The sequence below is a fragment of the Terriglobales bacterium genome (assembly GCA_035764005.1).
In the GTDB taxonomy this organism is placed as follows: domain Bacteria; phylum Acidobacteriota; class Terriglobia; order Terriglobales; family Acidobacteriaceae; genus Gp1-AA112.
This window is the reverse complement of the sequence record DASTZZ010000117.1, coordinates 16911-30445: the sequence shown is the minus strand read 5'-3', so window position 1 is coordinate 30445 and position 13535 is coordinate 16911. Positions and strand designations below refer to the sequence as shown.

The 13535-nt window shown below is 57.4% G+C and carries 8 protein-coding genes and 1 riboswitch; of the genes, 4 read left to right on the top strand and 4 right to left on the bottom strand.

Annotation, left to right across the window (positions count from 1 at the left end):
* The first annotated feature begins 65 nt into the window (after positions 1–65).
* Positions 66–2501, top strand: a complete 2436-nt coding sequence (locus tag VFU50_19880; GenBank protein ID HEU5235128.1) for an ABC transporter permease — start codon at positions 66–68, stop codon at positions 2499–2501.
* Positions 2502–2593: 92 nt separating this feature from the next.
* Here the strand turns inward: VFU50_19880 and VFU50_19875 are convergent, their stop codons facing one another.
* Together VFU50_19875 and VFU50_19870 are read right to left on the bottom strand one after the other, a co-directional pair.
* Positions 2594–3037, bottom strand: coding sequence for a hypothetical protein (locus VFU50_19875; protein ID HEU5235127.1), 444 nt, complete (start codon positions 3035–3037; stop codon positions 2594–2596).
* A 152-nt stretch (positions 3038–3189) separates the two neighbouring features.
* Positions 3190–5088 carry a transglycosylase SLT domain-containing protein gene (locus tag VFU50_19870; protein ID HEU5235126.1) on the bottom strand — a complete coding sequence of 633 codons (1899 nt, stop codon included), beginning with the start codon at positions 5086–5088 and terminating at the stop codon, positions 3190–3192.
* A 359-nt stretch (positions 5089–5447) separates the two neighbouring features.
* On the opposite strand from VFU50_19870, the gene VFU50_19865 reads away from it, so the two are divergent.
* Together VFU50_19865 and VFU50_19860 are read left to right on the top strand one after the other, a co-directional pair.
* Entirely contained in the window at positions 5448–6371 is a 924-nt protein-coding gene (locus VFU50_19865; GenBank protein ID HEU5235125.1) for an isocitrate lyase/PEP mutase family protein, read from the top strand.
* Positions 6372–6511: 140 nt separating this feature from the next.
* On the top strand, positions 6512–7213 hold the full coding sequence (locus tag VFU50_19860) for a hypothetical protein (GenBank protein ID HEU5235124.1): 702 nt from the start codon (positions 6512–6514) through the stop codon (positions 7211–7213).
* Between the two features lie 114 nt (positions 7214–7327).
* On the opposite strand, the gene VFU50_19855 is transcribed toward VFU50_19860, so the two are convergent.
* Together VFU50_19855 and mutS are read right to left on the bottom strand one after the other, a co-directional pair.
* Positions 7328–9520 (bottom strand): TonB-dependent receptor, encoded by a 2193-nt coding sequence (locus VFU50_19855; GenBank protein ID HEU5235123.1) that lies wholly within the window; start codon positions 9518–9520, stop codon positions 7328–7330.
* Positions 9521–9548: 28 nt separating this feature from the next.
* Positions 9549–9752, bottom strand: a riboswitch (cobalamin riboswitch).
* Positions 9753–9955: 203 nt separating this feature from the next.
* Positions 9956–12748 (bottom strand): DNA mismatch repair protein MutS, encoded by a 2793-nt coding sequence (gene mutS / locus VFU50_19850; GenBank protein ID HEU5235122.1) that lies wholly within the window; start codon positions 12746–12748, stop codon positions 9956–9958.
* 212 nt (positions 12749–12960) lie between these two features.
* On the opposite strand from mutS, the gene VFU50_19845 reads away from it, so the two are divergent.
* Complete coding sequence (locus tag VFU50_19845; protein ID HEU5235121.1) at positions 12961–13467, top strand: LytTR family DNA-binding domain-containing protein; 507 nt, start codon at positions 12961–12963, stop codon at positions 13465–13467.
* Positions 13468–13535: the final 68 nt, after the last annotated feature.

Below are 13535 nucleotides of genomic sequence, written 5' to 3'. Positions count from 1 at the left end.
ATAAGAGCCAGCGCTGGCTGAAATAGGGATTCCTCGCTTCGTTCGGAATGACAACCAGGATGATTATGGAAACGTTATTGCAGGATCTTCGCTATTCTCTGCGCAATCTAGCCAAGTCTCCTCTATTCACCGCCGTCGCGCTGCTCACGCTGGCGCTTGGCATCGGCGCGAATACTGCGATCTTCAGTGTTGTGAATACTGTGCTTCTGCGCCCGCTCCCGTATGCCGATCCAGACCGGCTGGTCACCTTCATTCGCGAAGGACACAGCGGTCAAAGTTCCGCGAATTTTCTCGATTGGAAGCGCGACAACCATGTTTTTGAAAACATGGGCGCGGTCGAGGGTTGGAGTCCAAATCTGACCGGCATCGACAAGCCGGAGCAGGTCAGCGCGATGCACGTCACGTCGGACGTATTTCCCGTCCTGGGAGTTAAGCCCATTTTGGGAAGGACATTTACGCCCGGCGAAGACCGCGTGGGAAACGATCACGAGGTTGTGCTCAGTTATGGATTCTGGCAGCGCCATTTTGGCGGAAGCAAAGATGCGCTTGGCCGCACCCTTGAGTTCAATGGCGAGCCCTATGCAGTGATTGGCGTGATGCCGGCCACATTTCGATTTGCTTTCCCATCATGGGCAAATCGCACCGAATTGTGGGGACCGCTTCCGGTCAATCCGGAAGACCGTGTCGTGAACAGCAAGCGGCTGTTTGCCCGCCTAAAGCCTGGAGTGTCTTTGGAGCAGGCGCGAGCAGAGATGGCTACGATCACAGCGCGGCTGGAAAAGCAATTTCCGGGAACTAACAAGGACTTAATCGTGACGCCTCTTAAAGAGGAGGTAGTTGGCGATCTTCGTCCTGCGCTGCTGGTATTGTTAGGCGCGGTCGGGTTCGTGCTGTTGATTGCATGTGCCAACATCGCCCACATGATGCTGGCGCGCGCCTCTGCTCGCGGGCGGGAGATCGCAGTGCGTACTGCATTGGGTGCAAGCCGAGCGCGGATTCTGCGTCAGTTTCTGACCGAGAGTGCGGTACTCGCGCTGAGCGGCGGTATCATCGGCGTCCTGATGGCGCATTGGGGATTACGAGCTCTGCTCGTTTGGGCTCCGGATGAGATCACCCAGTTCGGCTCCATCACACTTGATGCTCGAGTGCTGGTCTTTGCGATTGCGATCTCGATGGCGACTGGCATTGCATTTGGCCTCGCTCCCGCACTGCAAAGCTCGGCGGTGAACCTGATTGATTCTCTAAAGGAAGGCAGCCGAGGCGCAGGTTCGGGTCGCCACACTAGCCGGGTGCGCAGCTTGCTGGTGACTTCTGAATTCGCCTTGGCCCTTGTACTGCTGGCGGGCGCAGGGCTGATGATTCGGACGTTCGTCGCCTTATCAAACATCGATCCCGGCTTCAATCCTCACCATCTGCTCACCATGATCGTCTCTGTTGCCGGAGCGAAAGATGTTGCCGCAAAAGACCGCAGCGCGTTTTATCAAGGCGCATTGCAGCGGGTGGCGACTCTTCCCGGAGTGGTATCGGCGAGCGCTATTAATCATCTGCCGCTGGCGGGAGATGATTGGGATTTGCCTTTCTTCATCGAGGGTCGACCTACGCCGCGGCGCGGTGAAGGACCTGATGGAGTCTATCGCGTTGTGCTGCCGGGATACTTCCGGACCATGAACATTTCGCTGCTGCGTGGCCGCGATTTCTCTGAACATGACAATCAGAGCGCGCCCGGAGTGATCATCGTCAACGAGTTTCTCGCCAACCGCTATTGGCCGGGAGAAGACCCGATTAGCAAGCGGATCGCCGTGGGCCTTGACCAAAATGGGAATCCGAGCAAAGTCTGGTTCACGATCGTGGGCATCACGCAAAACGTCGTGCGCCATGAGTGGAATGCCCCAGCCGACGGAGAATACTACCTGCCGTTTCTGCAGAGCCCAACGTACAGTGGCGGCGCATCGCCGTTCTCGAAGTACATGACTTTCGTCGTGCGCACCGCCGGTGATGCCGCGGCGCAAACCGCGGCAGTCGAAAATGCGATTCGTACGCAAGATAAAACGGTGACCATCTCGGAAGTGCAGACGATGGAAGAAGTTGTCGCCGAAACGAATGCGCAGCCGCGGTTCTACCTGTATTTGCTTGCGGCATTTGCGGCCGTGGCACTCGTTCTGGCAGCAGTTGGGATCTATGGCGTGATGAGCCACTCGGTCTCGCGTCGCACGCATGAGCTGGCAGTGCGTATGGCTCTTGGCGCGCAGCGAGCAGAGGTCATGCGTATGGTCGTGCGCGAAAGCATGCTGCTGGCGTGCGTTGGAGGGGTGGTTGGCTTGATTGGCGCTCTTGCGCTCACGCCGCTGATGAAGTCGCTATTGTATGGCGTGCACGCTGCCGATCCGGCAACCCTGACAATTGCCGCCGGCGCACTCGCGGTCGTCGCCCTGCTGGCGAGCTACATTCCCGCGAGGCGCACCACCAAGGTCGATCCAATCGTGGCGTTGAGATACGAGTAAAGGTGACAGGGGACAGTCGAGGGAGCGTGTCCTGTTCCCTGTAACCTGTCCCCTGTTCCCTTCGTTACGGAATTCCCGAAAAGAAACTAAGCCTATTTCCTCTTCCGGCTCGATTTCTTCTTCGCTGCGCCGCGCGATGAAGATTTTTTGCGCGCGCCGCCGGAGCTGCGCTTCGACGCCGATTTTTTCTTTCCCGCCGACTTCTTCTTTGCTGATTTGCCTGAACTCTTTTTGCGAGCAGCGCTTTTCTTCTTTGCGCCGCCTTTCTTCTTCGCGGAACTCTTCTTGCGCGCGCCTCCGCCTCCACGCGTGGCTCCTCCGCCACCGCCGCCGGATTCACCGCCGCCACCGGTCTGGCCCCCGAAGCCGCCACTAGCCGTGCCACCGCCTACGGCAGCGCCTTCACCGGCGACTTCTTCTTCCTCTTCTTCCTCGTCGTAGCCTTGATCCATGGACTCTTCGTCCAGGCTCGAATCTCCGTAATCGTCCATCTCATCCTCACTTCGCCCATAGAGTGTCTGATCGTCGAAGCTCATTTTTCCTCCTGAATGTTGAGCCCATCAATGACGTGATGAATGCTCGCGCACCACAAAACAACGCAGGCGCGGATTATAGCAACTCGCGCTGTTCGTGTGTCAAATCGGATTTGATGATGCGCGAAAATTACTTGCTTTCTGGTGACGATACTTCAGCGAAGACCAGCAGCAGCCCGCTCAGATGCGCCACTTGCGGTTGGTACAGAATCGGTCTTGGCCGTGGAAGCCTTGCTTGATTTGGAGTTCGAGGTGGTATGAGTGGAGGCTTTCTTGGCTGAGAGCGAGGTGTGACGTTTGCTGGAATGCCGCGAACGATGACGACTAGGGCTATTGATAACCGGATCGTCCAAGGCCATTACCGGGCGATAGATCACCAGCATTCGCCCTGAGGTCAAGTGATCGCCTTTCAGGCGATTCCAGCGGCGGAGGCGGTCGGCAGGAACGCCGAAATCGTCTGCAACGGAGGACACTGTATCGCCCCGACGAACCTTGTAGCGCGTCGGCTTGCGCGAATAGGCCACAGTGCGCGCCTCCGCGGAGCGGCCGGCGGTGATGGGGATAATGATCTTGCTGTCCGCCTGCAGTTCCTCACCTTGCAGGTTGTTGACCTCGCGAATCGCGCTCGGGCTGGTGTGGTAGTGGCGGGCGATGCTGTCCAGGGTGTCCCCGGCGGCTACATGGTGATACCGCCAGGCCACGCGCTTATCCACAGGAATGGCCGCCATCGCCTGTTCGAACTTATCCTTGGTGCCCAATGGCAGGCGGAGATCATAGGTGGAGTCTTTTGGAGTGGTCAGACGCAGGAGGCTAGGATTGAGCTGAGTGAGCGTCTGCAGGTCAGTATCCACGCACTCGGCGACCAGGCGAAGATCGACTGGGTAGTTAATCCGAACTGTATCGGTTTCCAGTGGGAGAGCAGGCTGAATCTTGTCCAATCCGTATTGTGCCGGGTTCTTTGCCATCACTGTGAAGGCCAGAATGATCGGCACGTAGTTCTTGGTCTCTTTCGGCAGGACATTGCGCTTATAGAGCTCCCAGAAATCGGCGTAGCCGGTCCTGCGGACGGCTTGCTGTACGTTGCCCGGGCCGGAGTTGTACGCGGCCATCGCCAGGTACCAGTCACCGAACTGGTTGTAGAGATCGCGTAGGTGGCGTGCAGCGGCTCGCGTCGACTTCTCGGGATCCTGGCGCTCGTCTATCCACCAGCTTCGCTGGAGTCCGTATCCCTTGGCGCGGCTGCCCATGAATTGCCACATTCCCCGCGCTCCAGCGCGGGACAGCGCGAGCGGCTCAAATCCAGACTCGGCCTCGGCCAGGTAAATCAAATCCTGCGGCACGCCTTCTTCTTTAAGGACGCGCTTAATCATGTCCTGATATCGACCGGAACGTACCAGCGCACGCTCCAGAGTGCCGTGGCCGCGCGTCGAGTAGAAGTTGATATACGAGGCTACGAAATCGTTGATCACCAACGGCAGGTCAGAGCGCGTTTCTCTCACCTGTTGCTCAGCCCGAGCTTTCAGGTTCGGGTCGACTGGGAAAGTAACGTCGTTCGCCTCATCAATCGGCGCCGGCTCGGACTTCTGCTCAGTGAATCCGTCCCCCTGCTGAAGAGCTGCGACTTCGAGCTGGTTCACGCCTTCCGAAATTTTGTCTAGTTCACGCTGGAGGCGTTCGTCTGAGCGGACGTCAATGTCACCCTCAAGCAGTATGTTTACTGCTTGGTCGAAGCTCTGCTTGGCGGCTTCCAGATGGCCAGCCGCGTATTCCTGCTGGCCTTCCTGGTATTGCTTTTCGGCTTCCTCGACCAGCTTGTCGACAGGGTCCGCCTGGTTCGGAGCAGCAGGAACCTTCGCTTGCGCAACCTGGATGGGATCTGATTTTGGATCCGCCGACGATTTGAGAGCCTTAGCGGTTGAGATCGTCGGCGCGTGTGCCTGCGCGACTGGATTGCTGTGGATCTTTTTTTCTGAACTCTCACATGCGGTGGCAAGAAGGGCGAGCGCGCAGCCGCACGCCAGCAAACCGCAGTCGCGAATGATTCTCTGACTCATTCTGCCCGTAGACCGGTCCAGCTTCAGCTCTGTCCAGAGCTGAAATGGTTAGACGCTCAAAACGCGTCAAGGTGCTTCCCTGAGCTCTCAAGAATTCCGAGGCTCACGATACCGTATCGGCCCTTAAAACTACGAACATGAGGCCAAAACAGAGACAACTACGGCTCGGTAAAGTATAGCCCTACTAGCCCTTATTGCTTGTAACGTCAGGACTTGTACTTCCGTCAGTAAATAGACCTACGGGGCTCTAAGGTGTCGATCTGCCCACAGCACCAGGTTTTGTGCATTCAGCAGCCCCGGCATGGTTTATCTCTGCATCCCATTTGTTGAAGAGAGTACGTCTCGCAGGTTCCCTTTATATGCCCAAAATCAAGGTCCTCCGCCCAAGCTGGCGATCGCTGCTGCATCGCCATAAGTTTCTGCAGCTCCCGGCAGCTCACGATGCGCTCAGCGCAAAGCTGATTGAGCAGGCCGGATTTGCGGCCTATCAGGTTGGCGGATTCGCTCTAGAAGGCGCTCGCTTTGGAGTGCCCGACATCGATCTCATCCGCTTCGGCGAGAAGTCGGAAGCAGTGCGCGAGATCGTTAAGGCATCGAGTCTTCCTGTCCTGGTCGACTGCGACGACGGCTACGGCGACGTTAAGAACGTGACGCACACGGTGAACGTGTACGAACAAATGGGAGTCTCTGCCATCTTCATCGAGGACCAGAAAGCGCCAAAGCGCTGCGGGCATATGGCGGGCAAGGAAGTTATCCCTCCCGAGGAGATGACCGGGAAGCTTCGCGCGGCATCAGCTGCGCGGTCCGACAGAGATTCCATGTTCCTGATCGCCCGCACCGATGCAGAAGATCCAAACGGACTCGACGATGCCATGCGCCGTTGCGAGCTGTACCTGAAAGCCGGAGCCGACGCCATTTACATCGAGGCCGAGCACAGCGAGAAGGACTTGAAACGAATCGGAAGGGAGTTCAAGGGCATTCACAAGGTGGTGAACGTTTTCGAAGGTGGCGGTAAATCGCCGTGGATGACGCCAAAACAGCTTCAGGAGCTTGGTTTTGATATGGCCTTGTATCCGACGACGATCTTGTTCCGGATGACCCATGCTATCCAGGATGCGCTCGAGACTCTTCGCTCAGGCAAGCAGATGGACAGCAAGCGTGCCGTGACCATGAAGGAATTCGAGGTAATCGTCGATCTGCCACATTGGGCCCTGGTTGAATCGAGGTTCCGTTCTGGGCCGATGGCGAAAGTGCGCAAGGTCCTGGACAAGATTCGAGCGTGAGGCAAGCGGATTGTAGTGGCGGCTGCATCTCAACTTGAGTCTGCTTGGGCTATATTGCTGCTGAATCGCCTGTCAACGCATCGCTAGGGTGACTACCGTAACTGGTAGCCCGTTCTGAGTTCGCGGAAAATGGGCCCAGAGTGGCCGAGACATCCATAGCGAAGAGCAACAGCCCAGCACAGCCCGGAGACGCGAAGAAAGCAGACGAAGCTCAGCCTGTCGTCGTCAGTCGGTTGCGAAGGGCTTACAACCGATTCATGCGGCTGCCCCGCAATTTTCGGCTTGCCGCGCTCGCTCTGCTGCTCTTTGTGGCGGGGGCAGTACTTTTCGCTCGTCTTTTCTCCAATCCTGCAAAGGTCACAATTGTCTGCCAGCACGGATTTCGCACTGCCGATTTAACAGTTTGGGCCGATGGCGATGTGATCTATTCCGGCACCGTGAACGGATCATCGAAAGGACGTTTAGCTTTTCTGGGGAGCAAGTCGCCGGGACTGTATAAGACGATCGAGGTTCCCGCGGGCCGTCACAGCATCCGCGTTCGCCTGGATGCCGAAAACGACAACTACGACCAAACGAAGCTTGTCTCGGCAAATTTCGGTGAAGGCGGCGACAATTCTGTGAGCATCAGCGCGGGCCGTCATGGCCTGTCTGTCGTGGCTCACGGTGCACCTGAGGCTACGGACGACAACGGCATTGTCTCTTCATCGCGCAGGCTGGCCAGCTCCGTCATGCTGAGCATATTTGGATCAGGAATGTCCGCTGCAATCGCGTTCCTGGTTCAGGAATTTATGCGTGCGCAGAAAGCGCGTCTCGTCAGCCCTCCGACTGAAATTAAGGGCTAGCAGAAGTCAAGAACAGCGAACACGAAGGTCACCAAGGAAAAAGAAGAGGTAACAAAGAACTCTTCGTGACCTCAATCTGTTGCCTCCGTGACCTTCGTGTTCGCTCTTCCCGGATCACTCTCCACCGAATCGAAATCGCAATCCCGCACGGAAATTCGCCTTGAGCGCCGGAAATCCCGCAGCTTCCTCGTAACGCTTATTGAGCAGATTCTCAATCCCCAAGAATGCCGTGACATGCCGCTGAAGCTCATACCATCCGCTTGCGTCAGCGCGGACGTATCCAGCCGCGTGGTCTACATGTGGCACAAGGCCGAGGAAGTCCGAATCGGTCCTTCGTCCAATTCCTACAGCGCTTAAATTTGCACCCCACTTCCGCGAGAAGTAGTTGACGGTCGCCGAACCGGCATGGCGCGGTCGCCGCAGCAATGGCGCTCCTGCTTCGAGCAACGGATCCGTTGCCAGGGGCGATTGCAGGATCTGGCTGGAGGTGTAGGTGTAAGAAGCATCGAAGCTCAGTCTTGCTGCCGGTCGGCCATGGAATTCGACTTCCGCGCCATCCGCCAGCGAGCGATTCAAGTTGATGAATTGACCGACGAACGTGGTGGGATCGGAGGTGAACTCGATCTGATTGCGGAAGAGGTTATTGTAGTAACCCGCCGACAACGAGTAGCGATCGCCGAAGAAATTCTGAACTACGGCAGCTTCGAGGGTGCGGCTCTGCTCTGGCCTCAGGTTCGGATTGGAAATAATAAAGAACGAGCCAATGCCAAAGCTCTCATCAAAGCTCGGTTCCTTGATGCCTTCGCCATAGGCAAAGCGCAGCCGCGTACCGCTGAAGGTTTCCCCTCCGCGCAGTGCGAGGAAGGTAAGCGCTGCACGCGGTACTCCGCGATTCCCGAAGCTCTCGTTGTGAATGAAGCGTCCACCGCCTATCAGAGAAAACCGCGAGAACGTGAAGATCTGCTCGCCGTAAACGGCGTGGTTGCGGCGGAGACCATGCGTTAGCGGTAGGGCGGTTAAATCACCGATGAAGCCGTTCTCATCTTCGAATTCATATCCATAGTTGGTCCGCACCCACAGCCGCGGATCGAATTCGCCGTGATACATGAATCCTGCGCGATTGAAATCGGCATAGCTTGAGAATGGAAAATCGAAATTCCCGAATGGGTTCTCGCGGCCCGGGTCCATTACGCGATCTACGTTCTCGCGCACATGGTGATACTCGTATCCGCTGAAGCTATGCTTCCACTGGTTTGGGGCAGTAACGGTGAGATCGCCGTCGGCGAGGAAGTTATTTTGGCGCGCGAACTGGTCGGTATCAGGAGGAATCAGTTGCTGACCATTAAAGTTGTAGAACGACTGCACTCCACTCCGTTCATTGGAGTGCCGCGTGCGCAGACGAAAAAGTGCTCGAGGCGCAAGGCGCACGCCTACATTCGCGCCCTGGGCAGAGTTCGAGTAATCGTCGTTAATACCTTGTCCCGCGGTGTTGAACTGCTCGCCGAATATGTTGTAGTCAAAACCTCCGTATGCGCCTGCAAGCGCCGCAGATCCCGTTGCGGTGGAGAATGTTCCACCGTCGGCGCTCAGCGTGAGCTCAGGAGTACGCGTCGTGCCCGTGGCGCTGAACATCTGCACCACACTGGTAAGCGCATCCGAGCCGTAAAGCACGCTCTCGGGCCCGCGCACAAATTCGAAGCGGTCGGCACCGATTGTGGGAACGACGCCGAAGTCGAACGTTCCACCGGGTTCGTTTACGGGAACTCCGTCGACAATGACCTTGTTATAGCGCGAGTCTCCACCTCGTACGAACAGCGAAGCGATGCCCCCGCGCCGTCCCGCATCGTTGACGATTGCCCCGGGAAGGAAGCGGATCGCGTCGGCTGCCTCGACCGGCTGACGATTGGTTAGGACGGAGCGATCGACAACCTCCACCGGCGCTCCGGTTTGATCCGCGGTTAGCGGGGTCTCCGTCGCCGTAACTACGACAGTTTCATTTCGGGCTGCAATCTTGAGAGCGACGTTCAGAACCGGCTCGGATTGCTCTCCTGTTTCCCGAATGCTTTCAGCAAATCCCGGCGCAAGCACTTGAATGCGAAGCCGCTCAGGCGGAAGCTTGTGGAACGTCGCGGAACCATCTGGTCCCGAATTGGTACTAGCGAGCTGCGCGCTGTTCGATGCGCGATAGATAGTCACGCGCGCTCCGGCAACGGCGCTGCCGGACGGATCGGTGACATGAACTGTGAAATCGGTGGCTGACGCCAGAACCGGCGAGACCAAGAGCAGAAAAAGAAGGGACTTCCGCACGGCAATCCTCCTGTGCACGCGAGTGGGATTGGTGTTGTACGGTTCGCGCCGGTCTCCTGGCTTACGAGCGGCCCGATGAACCGGGCTCCGGATGACCCACCTTCCCGTCCCGCAAAGCGGGGCAGTGGCGTTCGGGTCTCCTTAACTCGCTAACAGTTGCGCGGCAGCGCGGGATTTTCACCCGCTTCCCTGATCCCGGCACACCGGGATCGCGCGATCCGCGTTGAGTTGTGAAGGTGAATGTATGGCTCGAGTCGACGGGTTGTCAAATGCGCAAACGGGAAAGGCGAACACGAAGATCACGAAAGTTAAAAAAAACGAGAGGTCACGACGGAAGGCCTCCGAGCGAATTGCACCCGTGCAGGGGAAATGTCTCGTTCTTTGGTGAACGGCCCCGACAATGTGCTCAAGCTCCAACCACAAAAGCTCTCACTTTTACTCAAGTTGTTTCTTAAGCTGATCGAGCAAAGTAAGAGCCTCAAGCGGTGTGAGCCGATTCACATCGACTTCCTTCAGCCGGTCCAAAATTTGCTGGGAAAGCGGCGTAAAGATGGCGAGTTGGACGGACTGCGCTTGCTCGCGGTTGCGGTTGTGCTCCAGGTGTTGCACTGATCGTTGCTCCTGCCCTTCGTGTTGGGCCAAAACCTCGCGTGCACGACGAATCACTTCCATCGGCAAGCCGGCGAGCTTGGCAACTTCAATGCCATAGCTCTTATCGGCCGCGCCAGCCTCGACCTTGCGAAGGAAGATGATGCCGGCCGCCGTCTCTTTAATGGACACGCGGCAGTTTTTGATTCCCGGCAAATCGTCAGCCAGTGCAGTGAGTTCGTGATAGTGCGTAGCAAACAAAGTTTTTGCCCGCGTCGCAGAATGCAAATATTCCAGTGTCGCCCACGCTAATGCGAGGCCGTCATAGGTGGCTGTTCCTCGCCCCATCTCATCGAGCAGGACGAGTGACCGTGGCGTAGCTGTATTCAAAATTGCAGCCGTCTCGGTCATCTCGACCATGAAGGTCGAGCGCCCACGTGCAAGGTTGTCGCTGGCGCCAATGCGGGTGAAGATGCGATCGACGATGCTGACGCGCGCTGCGCGTGCAGGTACGAACGATCCCATCTGGGCCATGATCACGATCAGGGCTGTTTGCCGCAGATACGTGGATTTACCTCCCATATTGGGACCCGTGAGGAGCACGATCAGCTCCGATTGAGGATTTAACAGCAGATCGTTTGGAACGAAGCGCTCTGCCCCGCTCATTACCTGCTGTTCCACGACCGGATGCCGAGCCTCAACAAGCTCGATTACTCCTGAGTCATCAACTGCGGGCCGCGTGTATCCGCGCTCCGCACCGATGTGAGCGAGCGCGAGCAGCACATCGACTTCCGCAATCGCGAGCGAGGTTTGTCGTATGCGCCTGGCCTCCGCCGCAATCGACACTCGCAGCTCGGTGAACAAACGGCGCTCGATCTCGACGATTTTTTCTTCGGCTTCGAGCACCTTGGATTCGTACTGTTTCAGTTCGGGAGTGGTAAAGCGCTCGGCATTCACCAGAGTCTGCTTGCGTTCGAAATCTGCCGGGACAAGGTGCAGGTTCGCTTTGGTGACCTCGATGTAGTAGCCGAAGACGGAATTGAACTTGACCTTGAGCGAGTTGATGCCGGTACGCTGCCGCTCACGTTCCTCGATCTGCGCGATGTACTGCTTGCTGTTTCGGCTGAGGTCGCGCAACTCGTCGAGTTCACGATCAATGCCCGCGCGAATCACTCCGCCATCGCTGAACGAGAGAGGCGGCTCTGCCACGACTGTTGTATCGATGCGCTCACACAAATCTTGCAGTGGATCGATCAACAGATTGAGTTGTTCGAGGCGCGCAGCTTTCAATGCGCCCAATCCGCTCTTGATGTGCGGCAAGTTTGCGAATGATGCCGACAGCGCGAGTAAATCGCGCGGATTCGCGGTTTCCAGAGTGACGCGGCTCAGCAGGCGCTCCAGGTCAAGAACGCGCTCCAGCTTTCCCCGCAGCTCTGCTCGATCGATGGTCTGCGCAGCGCCCACGGCAACTGCATCCTGCCGGTGATGAATTTCAGCAAGATCAATCGAAGGCCGCAGGAGCCAGGAACGGAGTAGCCGCTTGCCCATCGGCGTGAGCGTCGCGTCGAGTGTGCGAAATAGAGTGACTTCCGGCCCGGTGCTGAAGAAAAGAGGCTCGACAAGTTCGAGATTTCGAACCGTGACCGCATCGAGCACCAAACAATCCTGCCGATCGTAGAAACCGATGCGATCGACGTGATCGAGAGTGCCTCGTTGCGTGCTGCGGACGTAGTGGAGAATCGCTCCAGCCGCAGTAGCCGGGGCCTGCCGGGTCGCCAGGCCGAATCCTTCCAACGACAGAACTCCAAACTGGTTTTCCAAAAGAGGAATGGCATAATCGGGCGAGAAGGCCCAATCCTCCACTGGAGTTTCCGTGAACCGTGCACCGGCTGTCGAGAACTGTTCTGCCTCAGCAGCTGCGAACAGAGGCAGAGCGGCCGGAAACAGCACTTCGCGCGGACGCATGTGGCTGAGTTCCTCCAGCAAACGAGCACGGTCCTGCGCGGCGAATTCGGTCGCGCGAAATTCGCCAGTGGAAAGATCGAGCGCTGCCAGTCCGGCACGATCGGCAATCTGCGCGATGGCAGCCAGGAAGTTGTTTTCCTCGGAGGCGAGAGTCGCGTCGGCAGCGGTGCCGGGCGTCAGGACGCGCGTTACTTCACGCCGGACCAGCTTCTTTGCAAGCTTGGGATCCTCCATCTGCTCGCAGATGGCCACGCGAAAGCCTTTGCGCAGCAGCTTCGCTAAATATCCCTCAGCGGCGTGATACGGCACGCCGCACATCGGCACCGCAACCTCTTTTTCTTTATTGCGCGACGTGAGCGTAATCTGCAGTTCGCGCGATGCGATCATCGCGTCATCGAAAAACAATTCGTAGAAGTCGCCGAGGCGAAAGAACAGTAAAGCGTTCGGGTGTTGCTTTTTGATTGCGGCGTATTGCCGCATCAGAGGAGTGGACGCTTCGCTCATCACCGTCAACGGACTGTCGTCTTTCCGCTCATCCCCAACTTCGTCGGGGCAGATGGCGCCCTCGCCGGCACGTATGTGAGGAGCATGGCGAAGATTATCCGCTATGGACAGCGCGGTGTCAGCAGAGGATAGCTGTTGAAAACCGGGCTGCCACGATCGAAGAGCACTCAACTTCTCAGTCTGGCCACATGACAGCGTGATCTGTTCGTGCCACGGGCTCCCGGCAACGAGTAAAGATCGGACCTGGCCTGCGAGCGTGCTCCGACACAGGACCGTTGCCAGCTCTCTCATCAAGCTTTTACATCCCTATGACATTTCTGTGACAAACCGGACATCGCGACTGGGTATTTTGCTGGGTAAATACTCAAGTTGTGAGGGAATCGATGCAAGGTTTCAAAGGACAGGCTTTTGCAATGAGCATGGGTGCTTCTGCCGTGAGCGCCGTGAGCACTCACAATGGGAGCGGCGTGAATCCTGCAGTTTTGGATAGCAGGCCTGCGGTTCCGGCACCAAATGGTCCGTCAGTTGTCCAGCGTCGCGACGCCGCCGACGGGAGCGCCCGCCAGCACCTGCGCATAATCTCGCGTGGGCGAATCATCGTTATCCCGATCGCCGACATCGAGTGTTTTACGGCAGCCGCGAACTATGTCGAGATTCATGCTGCTGGCGTGACCTACACCATGAGATCGACGATGAACGATTTGCAGCAGAAGCTCAGCCCCAAGCTGTTCGCGCGGATTCACCGCTCGACCATCGTGAACCTTATGCACGTAAAAGATTGCAAGTCGCTGCGCCGCGGAGACAGCTTAATAAAGCTCTTGAGCGGCAGAGAACTGGTGGCCACGCGCAATCACAAAGACTTTTATCGTGCGCTGCAAGAGGTTTCGTAGCAAGTATTTACAGCGGACTGGGTAGACTCAGTGGACTAGGTGGACGGAATGGGCAAGGGCCATTCTTC